The organism is Vibrio nitrifigilis (assembly GCF_015686695.1).
Classification (GTDB): Bacteria; Pseudomonadota; Gammaproteobacteria; order Enterobacterales; family Vibrionaceae; genus Vibrio; species Vibrio nitrifigilis.
Window position 1 is genome coordinate 181,501 of the sequence record NZ_JADPMR010000004.1, and the last position, 18,609, is coordinate 200,109.

General features: G+C 46.4%; 15 protein-coding genes. 5 read left to right on the forward strand and 10 right to left on the reverse strand.

Annotated elements, in window-relative coordinates:
* Positions 1-11 precede the first annotated feature (11 nt).
* Genes I1A42_RS17055 through I1A42_RS17065 form a run of 3 tightly spaced genes read left to right on the forward strand, consistent with a single transcriptional unit; the run spans position 12 to position 2,601 of the window.
* Entirely contained in the window at positions 12-680 is a 669-nt protein-coding gene (locus tag I1A42_RS17055) for an AroM family protein (RefSeq protein ID WP_196124163.1), read from the forward strand.
* Between the two features lie 22 nt (positions 681-702).
* Positions 703-1,605: a dihydrodipicolinate synthase family protein gene (locus tag I1A42_RS17060; protein ID WP_196124164.1), complete on the forward strand. Its 903-nt coding sequence runs from the start codon at positions 703-705 to the stop codon at positions 1,603-1,605.
* Positions 1,606-1,647: 42 nt separating this feature from the next.
* On the forward strand, positions 1,648-2,601 hold the full coding sequence (locus I1A42_RS17065; RefSeq protein WP_196124165.1) for a hydroxyacid dehydrogenase: 954 nt from the start codon (positions 1,648-1,650) through the stop codon (positions 2,599-2,601).
* 145 nt (positions 2,602-2,746) lie between these two features.
* Here the strand turns inward: I1A42_RS17065 and I1A42_RS17070 are convergent, their stop codons facing one another.
* The 5 genes from I1A42_RS17070 to hutC form a co-directional block, all read right to left on the reverse strand.
* Complete coding sequence (locus I1A42_RS17070) at positions 2,747-4,747, reverse strand: urocanate hydratase (RefSeq protein ID WP_196124166.1); 2,001 nt, start codon at positions 4,745-4,747, stop codon at positions 2,747-2,749.
* A 1-nt stretch (position 4,748) separates the two neighbouring features.
* Positions 4,749-5,609, reverse strand: a complete 861-nt coding sequence (gene hutG / locus I1A42_RS17075) for an N-formylglutamate deformylase (RefSeq protein ID WP_196124167.1) — start codon at positions 5,607-5,609, stop codon at positions 4,749-4,751.
* Entirely contained in the window at positions 5,606-6,823 is a 1,218-nt protein-coding gene (gene hutI, locus I1A42_RS17080; protein ID WP_196124168.1) for an imidazolonepropionase, read from the reverse strand. The genes hutG and hutI overlap by 4 nt, the downstream gene beginning before the upstream one ends.
* An 11-nt stretch (positions 6,824-6,834) precedes the next feature.
* Complete coding sequence (gene hutH, locus I1A42_RS17085; protein WP_196124169.1) at positions 6,835-8,367, reverse strand: histidine ammonia-lyase; 1,533 nt, start codon at positions 8,365-8,367, stop codon at positions 6,835-6,837.
* A gap of 224 nt (positions 8,368-8,591) precedes the next feature.
* Complete coding sequence (gene hutC, locus I1A42_RS17090; protein ID WP_230389608.1) at positions 8,592-9,353, reverse strand: histidine utilization repressor; 762 nt, start codon at positions 9,351-9,353, stop codon at positions 8,592-8,594.
* 154 nt (positions 9,354-9,507) lie between these two features.
* On the opposite strand from hutC, the gene I1A42_RS17095 reads away from it, so the two are divergent.
* Together I1A42_RS17095 and I1A42_RS17100 are read left to right on the forward strand one after the other, a co-directional pair.
* The gene (locus tag I1A42_RS17095) at positions 9,508-10,887 is read left to right on the forward strand and encodes a formimidoylglutamate deiminase (protein WP_196124170.1); all 1,380 of its coding nucleotides are present in this window, start codon (positions 9,508-9,510) and stop codon (positions 10,885-10,887) included.
* 285 nt (positions 10,888-11,172) lie between these two features.
* Positions 11,173-12,252, forward strand: coding sequence for a PTS transporter subunit IIC (locus I1A42_RS17100; protein ID WP_161156204.1), 1,080 nt, complete (start codon positions 11,173-11,175; stop codon positions 12,250-12,252).
* A gap of 52 nt (positions 12,253-12,304) precedes the next feature.
* Here I1A42_RS17100 and narL read toward each other — a convergent pair whose 3' ends face one another.
* From narL to nirD, 5 genes are all read right to left on the reverse strand, one after another.
* Positions 12,305-12,955, reverse strand: a complete 651-nt coding sequence (gene narL, locus I1A42_RS17105) for a two-component system response regulator NarL (RefSeq protein WP_161156206.1) — start codon at positions 12,953-12,955, stop codon at positions 12,305-12,307.
* Positions 12,956-13,022: 67 nt separating this feature from the next.
* Positions 13,023-14,804 carry a type IV pili methyl-accepting chemotaxis transducer N-terminal domain-containing protein gene (locus I1A42_RS17110; protein WP_196124171.1) on the reverse strand — a complete coding sequence of 594 codons (1,782 nt, stop codon included), beginning with the start codon at positions 14,802-14,804 and terminating at the stop codon, positions 13,023-13,025.
* A gap of 93 nt (positions 14,805-14,897) precedes the next feature.
* A complete protein-coding gene (locus tag I1A42_RS17115; protein ID WP_230389610.1) occupies positions 14,898-16,625 on the reverse strand; it encodes a bifunctional protein-serine/threonine kinase/phosphatase in 1,728 nt (575 codons plus the stop codon).
* A gap of 81 nt (positions 16,626-16,706) precedes the next feature.
* Positions 16,707-18,173 carry a NarK family nitrate/nitrite MFS transporter gene (locus tag I1A42_RS17120; RefSeq protein WP_196124172.1) on the reverse strand — a complete coding sequence of 489 codons (1,467 nt, stop codon included), beginning with the start codon at positions 18,171-18,173 and terminating at the stop codon, positions 16,707-16,709.
* Between the two features lie 89 nt (positions 18,174-18,262).
* On the reverse strand, positions 18,263-18,589 hold the full coding sequence (gene nirD, locus I1A42_RS17125) for a nitrite reductase small subunit NirD (RefSeq protein WP_196124173.1): 327 nt from the start codon (positions 18,587-18,589) through the stop codon (positions 18,263-18,265).
* Positions 18,590-18,609 lie beyond the last annotated feature (20 nt).

Consider the following 18,609-nt stretch of genomic DNA (forward strand, 5'->3'; position numbering starts at 1 on the left):
GAGTAAGAGATATGGCCAAATTAGGATTTGTTATTCTCGGACAAACACCGAGACGAGATATTGAACAGGCATACCGACATTATTTACCTGATACTGAGTTTTTATTTGCTGGTGGATTGGACGGTATGTCTCATGAAGAGATTGAACAGTTAGCCCAGCCTCCCGCGCAGTACCCGCTACTCACGATATTAGCGGATGGCTCAACTCGAGAAATTTGTCTTTACCAATTATTACCTAAGCTGAATCAAAAGGCACAAGAGCTGCGTCAGCAAGGTGCTCAGGTACTGGTGCTTATGTGCGCAGGGCGATTCCCTGATTTAGATATTGATGTGCCAGTGATCTATCCGCAGCGATTAATCAGTGCGGTGGTGGGCAGTATCAGTGCGAAAAAGCGCATTCATATTATTAGCCCTAACCAAGCGCAGTTACCCGTTGCATTGGAGAGTTGGCGTAGCGAAGGGTTTACCGTTGATGGAGCCAGCGCATCACCATTAAAGAGAGATGAATTCTCTTTGGCTGTAAAAGAGGTGTCGGAGCGCTCTACCGCAGACTGTTTAGTGCTCGATTGTATGGGGTTTTCTGCTGAATCTGTCACTTTAGCTCAGCCGTTAACGTCAGTTCCCGTCATATGCCCACAACGCCTTGTTGCGCGAGTAGTGGCGGAATTACTCAATGCATAACAACTTGTTATAAGGAAATAAAATGAACTTGCATGGGATTTTTCCGATTGTACCAACGCCATTTTTTGAAGATGGTCAAGTGGATTACGCCAGTATCGAACGTTTGGTTGAACGATTAACCGCAAAACAGGTGCATGGGATTGCGATTATGGGAGCGCTAGGCGAAGGACCAAAGCTGACCAATGAAGAACGTAATGACATTATTGTGGCATACAGAAAGTTGATGCCAGATTCGATGAAGTTAGTGGTCGGAACCAGAGCCGTCGCAACTGATCCTGCTAAAATCATGGCTCAACAAGCAAGAGATTTAGGCGCAGATGCCTTGCTGTTAGGGCCACATGGTGTGCAAAAAGATAAAGCATTGTTGGAATATTATCAGCAAGTGGCCCAAGCAGCGCAGATCCCCTGCATTATTCATGATTACCCTGCGGTAACAGGAATAACCATGTCTGTGGATCTGATTAAGCAAATGTATGAATCGTCAGAATATTTGAATTACATTAAGCTAGAAGAGCCACCTACAGGAATGAAAATGCGCCAGTTGCAGCAAGTGGTAGGGCGAGATTTGCATGTGTTTGGCGCTTTAGGTGGCAATTACGCGCTTGAAGAATTACAACTCGGTGCTGTTGGGATTATGACAGGGTTTGTTTACGCTGAACTGTTGGTTGAGTTGTACAATTATGCTCGCGCTGGCGAGTGGGAAAAGGCGAAAACGCTATTCTACGACTTTTTACCCCTCACTCGCTGGGAATTTCAGCCAGGAGTCGGCATCTCTTTGCGTAAGCAGTTATTGCAAGCGCTAGGAGTCTTTACAACAGCTAAAGTGCGCCATCCTGGTATGAACGCTGATGAAAAAACCATGGAGCAGATGTTTCAAATCATCGACTTTCTTAATAAAAAAGGGTACCAATTAGATACCAAATAGAATAGGTAAATCGCAAGGTAGCGATATGAAGGAGAAACAAGGATGAAGTGTGTGATCGCGGAACCGATCCACTCGATAGGTATCGAGTTATTAGAGCAAGCTGGAATTAACGTCGAATATCCTCATGAATCTACCCCAGCTGCATTGACGCAATCGCTCGCAGATGCTGATGCAGTGATTGTACGTAACAATGGTTTAAAAGCCGATATGATGGATGCGGCTCCTAAGTTAAAAATCATTGCCAATCATGGCACAGGAACGGATAACGTTGATGTTATGCATGCTCATGAGAAGGGCATCACTGTGACTAATACGCCCGATGCCAATGTTCGCGCAGTAGCGGAACATGCCTTTATGTTAATGTTAGCCACGGCAAGACAAGTGGCTAAAGCGGATACGGCGACTCGCACTGGAAACTGGCAGTTTAAATTTGATGAACCTATGTTATCTCTCTACGATAAAACCTTAGGGATTATCGGGTGGGGACGTACGGGAAAAATTTTGGCACAAATGGCTAGCCAAGGGCTTGGTATGCGAGTTTTTGTTTGGTCGCCCAATGCCTCAGATGATCAATTCACACAACCAGGGGTACAGAAAATTGGTACCTTAACCGAGCTATTAAGCGAAGTTGATGTTGTGTCATTACATCGTCCGCTACGTAAAGATACTGCTCACACGCTGAATGCCAAAACGTTGTCGATTATTAAACCCGGCGCCATCGTAGTGAATACATCACGAGGTGGTTTAATTGATGAAAACGCATTGGTTGAGGCACTCCAAAGTGGCCGTTTATTTGGTGCTGGTTTAGATGTTTTTGAACAAGAGCCACTGGCACCATCTTCAGTGTTAGCCAGTTTACCTAATGTACTTCTCACTCCGCATGTTGCAGGGTCTTCCCAAGAAGCCCTAATTGCAACAGCGACTCAGTGTGCTCGTCAGGTGATAGATGCGCTTAATGGCAGAAAACCTGAGCATTTGCTGGCTGAGGGACATTAAAGCCAATAAATGTGGTGTCAAACAAAGCCATCATTCAGACGGCTTTGTTTTATACCCAACCAACCTTAAGGTGCCTGAGAGAAAATGCATTCGCTCTTAGACAAGGTACTGATTTGAAAAATTAATTATTCAAATCAGTATGAAGTTACTCATTAATAATCTGATTAAGCAACTCATCATCTGCGATTTGAGGCAACGTGACTTTAAGATTAGGTTCTAGTTCCATTGCACGCTTAATGGCGAAAACGGCGCCTTCATTACGTGCCCAGCTGCGGCGCGAAATACCGTTATTCACATCCCAGTAAAGCATCGATTTTAAACGTCGTTCACAATCCTCAGAGCCATCCAGTACCATACCAAATCCACCGTTGGTCACTTCACCCCAGCCAACGCCGCCACCATTATGAATACTGACCCACGTTGCGCCGCGGAAAGAATCGCCAATCACATTTTGAATCGCCATGTCGGCGGTGAATTTCGAACCATCGTAAATATTAGACGTTTCACGATATGGTGAGTCTGTCCCAGATACATCGTGATGGTCTCGGCCTAATACGACAGGAGCAGAAATCTTTCCGTCTTTTAACGCCTGATTAAACGCTTGGGCAATCTTGATTCGACCCTCTGCATCAGCATACAGAATACGGGCTTGTGAACCCACCACAAGATGGTTTTGCTGCGCTTGTTGAATCCATAGTAAGTTGTCGGCGATTTGCTGACGAATCTCCTCTGGGGCTTCTGCTGCCATTTCGGATAACACTTGTTCAGCGATTTTATCGGTCATGGCTAAATCGGCAGGATCAGATGATGAGCACACCCAGCGGAATGGACCGAAACCGTAATCAAAGCACATTGGGCCCATAATATCTTGCACGTAAGATGAGTATTTAAAGTTACCGTCTGCTTGCAAAATATCTGCGCCAGCACGGCTTGATTCTAATAAGAACGCATTACCGTAATCGAAGAAATACATGCCTTTTGCCGTCAAGCGGTTAATCGCACTGACGTGGCGTTGTAAACTCGCTTGGACCGCTGTTTTAAATGCTTCAGGATCGTTGGCCATTAATTGGTTTGATTCGTCAAAACTATAACCTACTGGGTAGTATCCACCCGCCCAAGGGTTATGGAGTGAGGTTTGATCAGAGCCGAGTGTGATAGCAAGATCTTCTGTCGCAAGACGCTCCCACAGATCCACAATATTGCCAAGATACGCAAGCGACACCGGTTGGTTTTCTGCAACTGCGCGACGAATGCGCTCGATCAACTCATCAAGGTTAGGATGCACTTCATCGACCCAACCCTGCTCGTGACGTTTGTAGGCCGCTTTCGGGTTAATTTCCGCCACTACACCAATTGTTTTAGCAATCACTGCTGCTTTCGGTTGTGCGCCACTCATGCCGCCAAGGCCTGACGTGACAAAAATGGGCAATGTTGATGTGTCACGATTTTTTTGCATCCGTACCGCGTTAAGTACCGTAATGGTTGTGCCATGCACGATACCTTGTGGGCCAATATACATAAAGGAACCCGCGGTCATTTGGCCATATTGAGTGACACCAAGCGCGTTGAATTTTTCCCAATCGTCAGGTTTTGAATAGTTAGGGATCATCATGCCATTGGTCACAACAACACGCGGCGCGTTAGCGTGAGAAGGGAACAGCCCCATAGGGTGCCCAGAATAAAGCACTAACGTCTGTTCATCGGTCATCTCTGCAAGATATTTCATGGTCAAACGATATTGGGCCCAGTTAGAAAAAACCGAGCCGTTGCCACCATAGGTGATCAATTCTTGAGGATGCTGTGCAATGTCATTATCGAGGTTGTTACTGAGCATCAGCATAATGGCTGCGGCTTGTTTAGACTGATGAGGAAATTCATCAATCGAGCGGGCGGTTATTTCATAGTCGGGCATAAAACGGTACATATAAATGCGCCCGTATTTTTCTAGTTCCGCATAGAATTCTGGTGCTAACGTTTGGTGATGTTGAGGGTCGAAATAGCGCAGTGCATTTTTAACCGCCAATTTTTTTTCTTCTTTAGTTAAGATATCTTTGCGTTTTGGGGCATGGCTGAGCGTTTCATCACGCTCGCGCTTGGGTGGCAAAACTGCTGGAATGCCTTCTAAAATCATGTCCTTGAAAGTCATATTACTCACCTTTATTGTCCTTATTCGAGCGTAAATCTGCGGGATTTCCCATGTTTAACAGGGATTCAATCATGGGTTTTAGTACGGTTCTTACATGCGCTAGTTTCTCTGGGTCTAATTGATAGCTAGTGCAGTCATCGCGCAGATAAGTGGCTTGAGACAGTTCAAGCTGCACCGCATGAATATTGTGGTGGGGCTGACCAAAATGACGTGTGATATAGCCGCCAGTAAAGCGACCGTTAGTCACCGTCGTGTATGGGCTTTGTTCAGCAAGTGCTGCGATCGTTTGTAACATCGCTGGCGCGCAGGATTTACCACTATTATTGCCAAGATTAAAATCCGGGAGGGTACCGGTAAATAACATGGGGACTTGCGCAGCAATACTATGGGCATCAAACAAAATCGCGTAACCAAATTGTTGTTGAATGCGTTGCAATTCGCTCTCCACTTTTTGGTGGTAGGGTTGCCAAATATGCTCAGTAATGAACGCTTTTGTTGCACTGTCAAACTCATGACCGGTTAAGAAAATGGGTTGGTCAGAAAACAGAATATCGGGGAAAAGCCCTGTGGTTTTGGTGTGATAAAGGGGTTTATCATCGCTAGGGCGATTGAGGTCCACCACATAACGGGAATAGCGCGCACTCAGTGTGCTGACATTGAGTGAGCCTAAGAAATCGTATAACTCAGGAATATACCAATCCGTATCGGGTAAAGCTTGTGCTTCTGGAGTCAGTGAATCCTTCATGTGGGGTAACAGTTCTGTCCCACAGTGCGGCATACTGACGAGCAGTGGGCTGTCACCTTGCTGAAAGTGATAGGGAGTAGGTAAATTTTCTACTGGATAAACACGGCCTTGGCTCATGCTTTGATTCCCCTTTTTACTCGTTGTGTCACCAGATTTCCACCTAACCAATAACTGAGCTCACCTGGGCTTTCGACATCCCAACAGACAAAATCGGCAACTTTTCCCACACACAGTTCACCATGGGTATCAGCAATTCCTAGTGCTTGTGCGGCATGGTAGGTTGTCCCCGCAAGCGCCTCTTCAGGAGTTAACCTAAACAGAGTGCAGGCCATATTCATCATTAAACGTAAAGATAAAACAGGGGATGTCCCTGGATTTAAATCGGTGGCGATTGCAATCGGAACGTTATGTTCTCGGAGTAGATCAATGGGGGGCTTCTGGGTTTCTTTTAGAGTAAAAAACGCACCTGGGAGCAGGGCAGCAACCGTACCTGACTTAGCCATCGCTAACACATCGGTTTCGGTTAAATACTCCAAATGATCCGCAGATATAGCGCCAAAGCCAGCCGCCATAGTGGTGCCGCCAAGTGAGGAGAGCTGTTCTGCGTGAATTTTTACGGGTAAGCCTAATGATTGTGCCTTGGTAAAATAGCGCTGTACTTGTTCAGTGCTAAAAGCAATGCTTTCACAAAATGCGTCTACAGCATCGGCAAGATCATGCTGAGCAATGTGTGGTAACAATTCATCGCACAAATAGTCAATATAGCTATCAGCATCGTGTTGAAATTCAGGTGGCAAAGCGTGGGCTGCTAAACAGGTTGTGCGCACATCAACAGCAAACTTATTAGCCAGTGCTTTGGCTACCGTGAGCATCTTACTTTCATCGCTGGTATTCAGTCCGTAACCCGATTTAATCTCTACTGTGGTAACACCATCGTGGATGAGTGACTGGAGCCGTTTACTAGCTGACTGGAGGAGCTGTGCTTCATCCTCTTCTCGAGTCGCACTGACGGTTGCTGCAATGCCTCCACCATTTTTGGCAATGGTTTGGTAACTGACGCCGTTTAAGCGCTGTTCAAACTCATTAGCTCGATTGCCGCCAAACACAAGGTGAGTATGGCAATCAATCAGCCCAGGTGTTACCCAACCACCATCAAGTTGGTACCGGTGCTTGGCTTGATGAGTCGGTAATTGTTGCTCTGGACCTATCCAAGCAATCTTACCTTGAGTGACGCCGATGGCGGCGTCCTCAATAATGTTGTAATGACCCGAGGTCATTGTTGCTACGTGGAAGCCTTGCCAGAGTGAATCGAAGTGCAGTTCTGATGACATTTCGGGGCTCCTTATAGACTTGGTAATAATCCTTGTGGCATTAGGCTGTGATGGGGCGCTTCTGCCAAAAGGTTCGTTGCTTGTTCAATATCAGCCGCGAAGTACCGGTCTTTATCGTAAAAAGGGACGCGAGCGCGTAATTCTGCTTTGGCTTGTTCTAAACGTTCAGTCGATTTCAGCGGCGCGCGAAAATCGAGACCTTGTACGGATGCAAGTAATTCCACTGCCAAGATACCGCGAGTATTTTCAGACATATCTTTTAAGCGGCGTGCGGCAAAAGTCGCCATTGAAACATGGTCTTCTTGGTTTGCAGAGGTCGGTAAGCTATCAACGGATGCCGGATGCGCGAACGTTTTGTTCTCACTGGCCAATGCTGCAGACGTTACTTGAGCAATCATAAAGCCAGAGTTTACACCGCCATTATCGACTAAAAAGGGTGGCAGTTTGCTCAAGCTACTATCGATCAATAGCGCCATACGACGTTCAGATAAGCTGCCAATCTCGGCAATCGCCAGTGCAAGATTGTCAGCAGCAAAGGCAACAGGCTCGGCATGGAAGTTACCACCAGAGATAATATCGCCATCTTCAGCAAAGACTAATGGGTTATCTGAGACCGAGTTCGCTTCCACCAATAATACGTTCGCCGCGTGACGAATTTGCTCTAAACAAGCGCCCATAACTTGAGGCTGACAGCGTAGTGAGTAGGGATCTTGTACTTTTTCACAATTAAGGTGTGATTGGCCAATCGCACTGTTTTCTGTGAGAAGGTGACGATATGCTGCTGCCGCATCGATTTGACCTTGATGCCCACGCACTTCATGAATACGAGGATCAAATGGGCGACGGCTACCGAGCGCAGCTTCTACAGAGAGCGCACCACATACTATAGCTGAAGCATAAAGATCTTCTGCGTGGAACAGTCCTTCCAGGGCAAACGCGGTGGATGCTTGAGTCCCATTAAGTAATGCCAGACCCTCTTTCGGCGCTAGTTCAATCGGTTCCATGCCCGCGATAGCAAGAGCCGCACCGCCAGATAACACTTCACCTTTGTAGCGAGCTTGTCCCTCACCTAACAGTACTGCACTCATGTGGGCTAGGGGCGCAAGATCGCCCGAGGCGCCAACGGACCCTTTCTTTGGAATACAAGGATAAATCTCTTTATTGATCAAAGTGATTAACGCTTGAATCACCGACAAGCGAATCCCAGAGAAGCCGCGTGCAAGGCTATTGACTTTCAGTGTCATGATAAGACGTACAGTTTCATCGTTCATCAACTCACCGGTGCCTGCGGCGTGAGATAAAACGATACTGCGTTGTAACTCATTCAAATCTTCTGCAGCAATTCGGGTATTAGCCAATAAACCAAAACCGGTATTGATACCATAGACCGCTTTGTCTTCAGAGATAATGTCATTCACGACTTGAGTGCTTGCATTAATTCCGGCAATCGCATTTTCATCAAGAGTTAGTGTGACAGGGTGACGACTGATCTCTCGTAGAGCGGCTAGTGTTAATTTCCCTGGGTGAAGTGTAAATTCAAGCATGAGCTGAGTTCTCCATCACGATCATTTAAATGAGATCGTGCAATTTAATTCCATGACATTACATGTCTATACAAGTTGTTATAAACGATAAATTCAAAATGGAGAGAGTTCAAGCGTTATGGTGCAAAAAGATCAAAAATAAACGCACAGGCGCGACTCGTTAGCACAGTGAACGTTCGCTGTGCTAGGTAAAATACAAACGGTGAGTCTCGTTAAGGTATGATTTATTGTTCAAAATGACCGAACAGTTGGAAGCGAGAACCGGGTGATAAAAGTCGAGCGTTTGTGACCAGTTGATCGTGTGACCAAGTGCGACGTTTGATTTGTAAACATGGTTCACTTTGATCGATTTGCAGCAGGGCACACTCTTCAGGCGTCGCAATGATCGCTTCCACCAAATGTTCACCCGCGGTAATCGGAGCGGCTTGGTTGAGGTAGTGATACGCTTCATTATGTTGAAATTCTTGGCGATCATAGTCAGGTGCAAGCTCAGCATTCACCACACGATATTCGATCTGAATTGGAGTGTCGTTATCACAGTGTAGGATGATAGCACGAAAGATAGGGTGATTGGTTCTCACGCCTAGGTTGACGGCTTCTTCCATGCTGGCTTTGGCTTTGACGATTTCAATCAATTTGGCTTTGTGCTGGTGGCCTCGCCCTGCGATTTCATCGGCAATATTATGCACTTCAAATAGAGCGGAATGAGCTTTCTTGCGTGCAACAAATGTTCCAACGCCTTGCTGACGAATTAAGATACCTTCGTCGGTTAACTCTCTTAAAGCACGGTTGACTGTCATACGGCTAACGTTAAGCGCTTTAACCATTTCAGATTCAGAAGGCACACGTTGATCGGGCTGCCATTCACCGCTGTGAATCTGTTGAGTAATGGCTTGCTTTACCTTGGCATAGATAGGGCCAGGCGCATCATCAATCAGCCGCGATAAATGGGTCATCATATGGGTGGTTGAATTTGCGATTGTCATTAACGTCATCCACTAGAAAATAAGGGTTTGTATTATAACGGTAAATGGGATCCCTTAACAGGTGAGATCCTTAATGTTGACATATCTTGTATAGACAAGTTATGTCAATTACACTAACCCTAGGTCATTTAGTGAAATTGTGAAAGGAAAAATAATGCAAAGGGATAATGGCGGGGAACAAACGATCTTTGCTCGTCGAGCATGGATGTCGGGTCGTTGGCAACATAATGTGACGTTTACTATCAAAGATGGGGTGTTTATACATATTGAGCCAAATAGTGATGCAAAAAAGGCAGATATCCACCTCAGTGGGCCGATGTTACCCACCCTTGCCAATGTGCACTCCCACGCTTTTCAATATTTGATGGCAGGTGTTGCTGAAGTCTGTACGAATCCAAATGACAGTTTCTGGAGCTGGCGTGAACGTATGTATCACATGGTTAGTCAACTTAACCCAGAACAAGTACGTATTATTGCCACTCATTTGTATATTCAAATGCTGAAAGCAGGTTATAGCCAAGTTGGGGAATTTCATTATTTGCATCATGACCAGCAGGGCAAGACATATACCGATCCCGCAGAAATCTCTCATCAGTTAATTGAAGCGGCTAACCAAGCCGGTATCGGTATGACATTATTGCCAGTGTTGTATTCTTATGCAGGATTTGGTGCTCAAGCGCCCAATCTTGGACAACAGCGCTTTATTCACACATCGGCTTCTTATATCAATCTTTATCAGAAGCTTAATCAAGCATTAAATTCTAGTCGCAAGCATCAACTTGGCCTCTGTTTTCATTCATTAAGGGCGGTATCTGAAGCGCAAATTCATGACGTGTTGCAAGAACTGGACTCTGGGCAGCCCATTCACATTCACATTGCTGAGCAGCAGCGGGAAGTGGATGATTGTCTTGCATGGAGTCAACAGCGCCCAGTGGAATGGCTGGCAGAACATATAGGTATTAACCAACAGTGGTGCTTGATTCATGCCACTCATTTAAACCAACATGAAATACAAACTATTGCGCAAAGTGGTGCGGTGGCTGGATTGTGTCCAACCACTGAGGCCAATTTAGGCGACGGTATTTTCCCTGCGACTGAATATCAGCGCTTTGCTGGAAAGTGGGCAATAGGATCAGACAGTCATGTGGGAATGTCGTTAGTCGATGAATTGCGCAGTTTGGAATACAGTCAGCGCCTAAATGAACAGCAGAGAAACCGCCTTTATTCTTCGAAGCATCCATCGGTGGGAGAACATCTCTATCAGCAAGCGCTTCATGGTGGAAATCAGGCTTGTAATGTGGCACTTGGGTTACAAGTTGGTCATAGGGCAGACTTTCTAGTCTTAGATGAAAGCCAGCCTTTTGTTGCATCTAGCCACGATGGGGATCTGCTTAATCGATGGTTATTTGCCTCTCACCAATCTTGGATTACCGATGTGTATGTTGCAGGACAACACGTAGTGGAACGAGGTGTGCATCAATATGAAGCAGAAAGCGCGCGAGCTTTCGTTGAAGTGATAAAGCAGTTGGTTTAATGCTTTGAACAGCTAGACGCCAGACAATGAAGTTGAACAAAGGTTTGTAGCTTCTTCGTTTTACTCCTGTTCTGTGTGACGGATTTTCTCTGTTCAAATTCGTACCTTAAACGCATACATTCTCGCCAACCCTGCCTATTTAGGTGACTTGGATAGAGTCGGTCACCTGAATAACATAACGTTTAATTATATGAATTCTCATTTAATTGGCTGTACTTTCTAACTGATACGCTTACACTTATGCCCCTTAATTTGATCCATGCAGAATGACGAAAGGAGAAACGCATGTCTTCAAAGGCTGGTTCAGCTTCTGCATTTGCTGCATTTTTACGTAAAAAAAATGTTGAGCTGTCATTAAAACATTACGGCATCGATGCCTTGGGCGCTATGGCCCACGGTTTGTTTGCTTCACTATTGATTGGCACCATAATGAAAACCCTCGGTGCTAAGTTAGATATCGCCGCTTTGGTTACGGTAGGTGGTTACGCAGCAGCGGCCACTGGTCCTGCTATGGCGGTTGCGATAGGTTATGCATTAAAGTCGCCACCCTTAGTGCTATTTTCTCTGGTCGCCGTTGGTGGTGCCGCCAATTCTTTGGGGGGCGCGGGTGGCCCTTTGGCAGTGTTAATCATCACGATTGTTGCGGCAGAGCTTGGTAAATTAATTTCTAAAGAAACGAAAGTCGACATTATCGTCACGCCTTTTGTGACCATCTTTATTGGTACGATATTGTCGCTTTGGTTAGCCCCTTCTATTGGTCAGGCGGCGAGTTCTGTTGGGCAGTTGATTATGTGGGCAACCGAGCTACGCCCAATCATGATGGGTATTGTGGTTTCTGTGGTAATTGGTATTGCCCTTACTTTACCGATCAGCAGTGCGGCGATCTGTGCGGCATTAGGCATTACTGGTTTGGCTGGTGGGGCTGCACTAGCTGGGTGTTGTGCGCAAATGATTGGGTTTGCGGTCATTAGCTTTCGTGAAAATGGCTGGGGTGGTTTGATATCGCAAGGGGTTGGAACTTCTATGCTACAAATGCCCAATATTGTGAAAAATCCGCGAATTTGGATTGCGCCTATCGTCACCTCTGCCATTACCGGGCCAATAGCAACAACCTTATTCCAACTGAAAATGAATGGCCCAGCGGTTGCCTCTGGTATGGGCACATGTGGTTTGGTTGGCCCAATTGGTGTGTATACGGGTTGGCTGGCGGATATTGCTAACGGATCAAAAATGGCCATTACTGGTATGGATTGGTTAGCGCTTATTCTGGTATGTGTTGTTCTTCCTGCGATTATTGCATTCTTGGTTCACCGCTATGTCGTGAAACTCGGTTGGGTTAAAGTCGGTGATCTCAAGCTCGATTAATTGAGTATAAAACTCAAAGGCAAGTTAGATGGCGTTGTTGTCATCTAACTTGTTACGATTTAGACTGCTGTTTCATTAGCCAAGCTGCTGCTTCTAAGCGGGAATGGAGTTCCAGTTTTTTCAGCAAATTTTTCACATGAACCTTAGCTGTAGCTTCTGAAATTTTCATTTTCTCCGCAATCAGTTTGTTACTCATTCCTTGAGAGAGTAGTAGCAGAGTTTGATGTTCCCGATCCGTTAACGTTGATAATTTGTCGGATTCAGTCGTTTTGGGCTTATGCCATGATTGGGCGAGCACTTGCGTGAGCCGATCAGACAGCGCCAATTTACCGAGCACGGCTTGTTTGATGTTGGCGACAATATCTTCGGGTTCCATATCTTTAAGTAGATATCCATCTGCACCATATTGCATTGCGGTAAGCACATCTTCTTCTGTGTCAGAAACGGTGAGCATCACGATTCTTGCGGTGACGCCTTTAGCGCGCATTTGGCGCAGGGTTTCTAACCCATCCATCCCTTGCATGTTCAAATCAAGCAAAATTAAATCAGGATCATCTTGCAGCGCACTCTCTAACGCTTCAGCACCGGAGTGACATTCCTTGGTCACTTCTAAGTCTTCTTCATAGGCGATAAAACGCTGTAATCCTTTACGAAATAAGGGATGGTCATCGACGATCATGATAGTAGATTTCCCATTACTCATTTGGCTCTCCTTTGCTGCTTGAGTGAAAGGTGTTAGTAAACGTCAAACGATAATGTTGTGGCATAGTTTACCCAAGTTCCTTGTTATTGTTGAGGTAATTCGGGGTAAACACCAAACTCACTTCGGTTCCGCCATCGGGTAAGGTGTTGATCGCCAGTGTTCCTTTCAATGAATGACAACGCTCTTGCATAATTTCAGTACCGTAATGGTTAAGCACCCGCTCGGTTTGAGTAAAGCCTATTCCATCGTCTTGTACCAACAGGACGACGTTTTTCTCCTCGTTTTCCGTTAGAGAAATGGTGATGTGTGAGCCTTGCGAATGTTTGACGGCGTTCTGCACCGCTTCTTTGGTGATTTGCAATAGGTGAATTTCTTCATTGGGCTCAAAGGGCACATGGCGACAGTCGTAATGCAGTTGGATTTGCATGGCGCTGTGTTTCGCTAAGGTCTGCACGGTATCACTCAGTGCCGCTTGCAAGCCGCCACTGTCAATCTGCAAACGAAAGGTAGTGAGGAGCTCGCGCAGTTGACGATAAGCCGATACGACACCTTCTTTGAGTTCATAAACTGGGGTAGTGACTCGCTCGCTCACTGGCTCTTTCTCAATGCCTTTTTCAATACACGCGACCTGAAATTTGAGGTACGAAAGGGATTGAGCCAAAGAATCATGCAGCTCGCGCGCAATAATATTTCGTTCACTCAGTAGCGCGATGCGTCTCTCTTGGTTGAGTTGGTTCGAAAAACTCAGTGCAATGCCCAATTGATCTACTAAGGATTCCACCAAATCACGCTGCCAATTTGCCATTGGCGATTGGGTAAATACACGGATGTCACCATAGTGGTTGTCATTGCGTTCTATTGGAAAGTGAACGGTTTGGTTCGATGCGCTATTTCCCAGCTCTGAACCAATGAGCACTTGGTGATAAGGCAGTTCAGGCTGCGAGGTAAAGAGTGTCAGCTCTAGGTTATTGAGTTGGCTAACGGCGCTTAATTGCTGCAAAATCACCTCAAAATCGAGTTGACCATAATGAGATTGGTTGACCTGTTGAGCCACGTTGTACAAGAACGTGAGCATCTGATTGCTCTGGCTGAGCGCTTGGGTCTTTTCAGCAATGCGCTGTTCAAGATCTTGATGAATCGACTGCATGCTTTGATTGGCTTTGTTGATGGTTTTGGCCAAAAGACCAAGCTCATCATCGCGATGCACCAAACAGCGTTGGCTCCAATCACCTTGTGACGAGCTTTCCGCCACGTCGGTTAGCTCGCGCAGAGGGCGCGCGATGTATTTGTGAATCGAATAAATCGAGAGAAGAATAAGACCCAATGTGATAGTAAGTGTAATGGTCTGAATGATTTTTAACTCTTGCAGGCGCTCTTCCAACACCTTTTGATAGCCGTAAACCAGACGGTCAATGGATTGCACAAAGCTTTCGAGTTTGGGCAAAAACGGCCCTAGTTGAAATTGAGCGTTGGCGTTCGCCAGTGTTGGCTTAATCTCTTGATTCCACGTGTGTGCGACTTGGTCGTATTCGTCTTTAATGGTTACCTGATGAAAGCGAATAAAATCCTTTTTTAACACAGGGTCGTTAAACAGGGTTTCAAACTGTTGAATCAGTTGCTGTACTTTGTGGCGATTCTCTGGGGAATCTTCGCTTTGCAGTAGCGTCACCTGAGTGGTGATACGGTAACTCATCATGCGCAGAGAGCCAGAAAGGTTGATGGTTTTGCCGTCGTACTCGCTGATTTGCGACATATACATCGATGAGAAAATACTGACGAACGCCATCAAGATCAAACTGACCATGATCGCGGTGATCTTCATGACAATCGAGCGGCTAAGTTTGGGCAATCTAACGTCCTTTTTCTTTTAACACATCCATTTTCTCGCTGCTTTTTTCACTCTTTTCCTTTGGACTTTCTCACCGTTACGCACAGCGAGAACCTAGTGATTCAGCAAAAGCAGCGCCTCTACAATAGCGACAAACAGTGCTGCAAGGGAAATCATTTTCCAAAATAGCACGGGATGGCGAGTCATTAGCGGTCGATTGCTTGGACTATTGATGAGTGCGGTATTGGGTATACTCAAGTCGGTAACAAAATCGCCTAATGCTTGATAGCGCTGCTGAGGTGACTCTTCAGTTGCTTTACGAAAGGCCAAATCGACCCAAAGCGGAATGTCGGCGCGATGAGTTTGTAGCGACTGATAATGCCATTTGGTATGACGGGCACTTTGAATCGCTTGTGAGGTATTTTCTTTAAAGGGCAAGTAGCCGCTCAGCATCTCATAACCAATAACGGCAATGGAGAACAGATCCGATAAGGTGGTGGCGCGCCCTGTATTGATGTATTCCGGCGCAATGTAGTTCACCGTGCCAAGTGGGAACGGGTCATCTTGTTGTGCTTGTGCCTCTTTGAGTCCCTTTACGTCGACAGTACCAAAATCGATCAATTTCACTGTCCCTTCTGGCGTAATCATGATGTTCTCGGGTTTGAGATCGCAATGAACCATATCAGCACGCTGCAACACTCGTACTGCTCGCACCAATTCGGTGAGCAGTGTCCGAACCTCATTGAGAGAAGGATTGGGATGATCAAACATCCATTGGCGTAATGTAGCTCCGGGAATCCACTCACTGATTTGATAGAGAAACGGCGTTTCTGCTGGGGGCGCGTACATTTTCATTATGCGTGGGTTATTGAGTTGTGAGGCAATCCAATATTCGTTAGCGAATCGGCGTAAAGTTGGCAGATCATCGCTGGCATTGACTGATGGCGCTTTAAGTACTCGCTGCTCTCTTATGTGTGTATCTTCCACCAGATAGACGTGACTACGCGAGCCATCGTGCAAGGTGCGCAGCACTTTAAAGTGGTCGAGGCTCATTCCGGCTTTGAGTACCGGAGGAATGCGGCGGCTGATAAGTTGCTGTTCCAGTTCTGGTAAGCTCTTTTCTGGCAACGCCATGATATCGAAAATGACACAAGTGCAGTTATCTTGACTGCCATTGTCGATGGCGAGTTGGCAAAGCTTAGCACTCAGCGCTTCGGCACTGTCTTGCTGCGCTAACACTGCGCTTATTTGCTCAGGGGAGAGTGTTTGGTGGACACCATCGGTGGTAAGCAAAAAACGATCATGTCGGTTCACTTCTAGCGTTTGATAGTCCACATCGGCGTTCTCATCCATGCCGAGTGCTCGGGTGAGGTGGCCCGTTCCTTTGGCGGTCATGCGTTGATGGTCGCGGGTCAATTGGGTGAGCTTGTGGCGGCGATAGCGATAGATACGGCTATCACCAATATGAATCAAATGAGCGGTATTGGATTTGAGGATTAGCGAGCTAAATGTGGTGACCATACCGTTATGGCGCAGCGCATCTTGGCCTTGGGTATAAAGCCATTGATTAAGTTGACTTAAAAGCGAAGTAACAGAATGAGAGACGCTCCAACTGTGAGGCGTGGCGTAATAGTCTTGGACAAATTGCGTGGTAACCGTGTGACTGGCTTGCTGACCTTGGTCGCTGCAACTGACGCCATCGGCAATGCAGACTACGGTGCCTTTGAACGTCAGCTCATCTTGCCTTTGCGGGTGTTTAACAATAAAGGCATCCTGATTTTCAGCGCGAACACCGGTGAGCGATGTACCGCCGAAGGTGACCCGTTGGAGTGATTTATCCATCCTCAAACTGCTCCTTGTGGTGTGAACCATCAATAACGAAAGCTCCTCAGCCATCGACTGAGGAGCTAAGGGAACACAACCTTAAGAGACTTTGATCAGCGTAACTGAACCGTCTTCGTTCACTTCAGTTATTTCACCTTTAGGCTCTTCCATAAAGAACAGCGTAGCAAAACCAACCACAGCGGTTGCTGCAATCACGTAGAAGAAGGTTTGGTAGCTCACAAAAGAGAGAATCGTCAGATAAACTACCGACCCCACGTTACCGTAAGCGCCTGTCATCCCTGCAATTTGACCTGTCATGCGACGTTTAATCAGTGGAACGGTAGCAAAAACCGCACCTTCACCAGCTTGGACGAAGAACGAACACGCCATCGCTGCCGCAACTGCCAGCCATAGTGGCCATGAACCGTTCACTTGCCCCATCAAGAAGTAACCCACAGCCAAACCCGCAGTCAAAATCAGTAGCGTCATCTTACGGCCGTATTTGTCAGACAAGATACCGCCACCAGGACGAGACATCAGGTTCATAAAGGCGTATGAAGAGGCCACCATCCCCGCCATTACGGGCGTTAGTTGGAATGTGTCAGAGAAAAACAGAGGTAGCATTGATACCACGGCAAGCTCAGAACCAAAGGTCGCAAAATAGAGTACGTTTAGCACTGCGACTTGTTTGAATTTGTATTGGTGTGCAGGTTCAACCGGAGTGGTGAAGATGGTTTTGTTCACTTTCCAAACTTGCAGCGCATCGAAAAGATAAAGTGCAGTCAGGCCAACATAAATACCGATAACCACCCCTTCACTGAGCATATTGATACCGCTTGGAGAGAGTTTCCATGCCAGTAAACCAAGTACGGCGTACATCGGGATTTTCATCAGCAGGAGGAAAACAAAATCGCCTTTAGAAGTCACTTCCATCGCTGATAGATGTTTAGGTCGAAAATAGGTGGCGCCTTTTGGTGTATCGGTGACGTTACGATAGAAAATAACAGAGAACACCAAACTCATTAAGCCCGTTAGTGCAGTCGCATAGCGCCAGCCGTCATCACCGCCGAACGCTAAAGCCAATGCAGGTAAAGTAAACGCGGCAGCTGCTGAACCAAAGTTACCCCAGCCGCCATAAATGCCTTCTGCTGTGCCCAGTTGATTGTGCGGGAACCATTCAGAGACTAAACGAATGCCCACCACGAAGCCGGCACCGATAAAGCCAAGTAAGAAGCGAGCAATCGCTGCTTGAATAAAGCTGTCGGCAAAGGCAAAAGCAAAACAAGGAATGGAGCAGATGGCGAGGAGCGCTGAGTAAACTGCGCGTGGACCAAAGCGGTCGGTAAACATACCAATCAGCACGCGAGCAGGAATGGTTAGGGCGACGTTGAGAATCAACAAGGTTTTGATCTCTTCCGTTGATAGCCCAAGGGAGGTTTTGACCATTTGCAGCATCGGCGCAAAGTTAAACCAGATAACAAAGGTGATGAAAAAGGCGATCCAGCTGAGGTGGAGGATCTTCATCTTGCCGCTAAATGAGAACAGCGAAAATTTAGTATTGTCCATAATCTAATTCCTAACTGTAGAGTGTGTTGGTCCGCACAGTGCTGTAGCCAGCACTGTGTGTACGAAATAGTGATAAACGATGTGAGTAACTAGATTCTTATTTGAATCTCATCATTGGCTTGCTGAACTTCATAAGTGGCGATGCTCAGTTCCGGCTTTTCTAAACAAGCACCAGTCGCTAAATTCCAGTGTTGTTTATAAAGGGGGGATGCCACATAAAGTTCATTGTCGATGGAGCCGATGATCCCGCGCGACAGCACATTGGCTTTGCCAATCGGGTCATAGTTGCCAATCGCATAAAAGTGGTTGGTGCGTTGACTAAAGAAGATTGCGACCTGTTTATCGCCTACCTTGGCACAAACGCCGCTGTTCGGTGCAATATCGCTGGTTTTACAAATGGTTTGCCATTGACTCATCTTGTGCTTCCTTCTTTAGC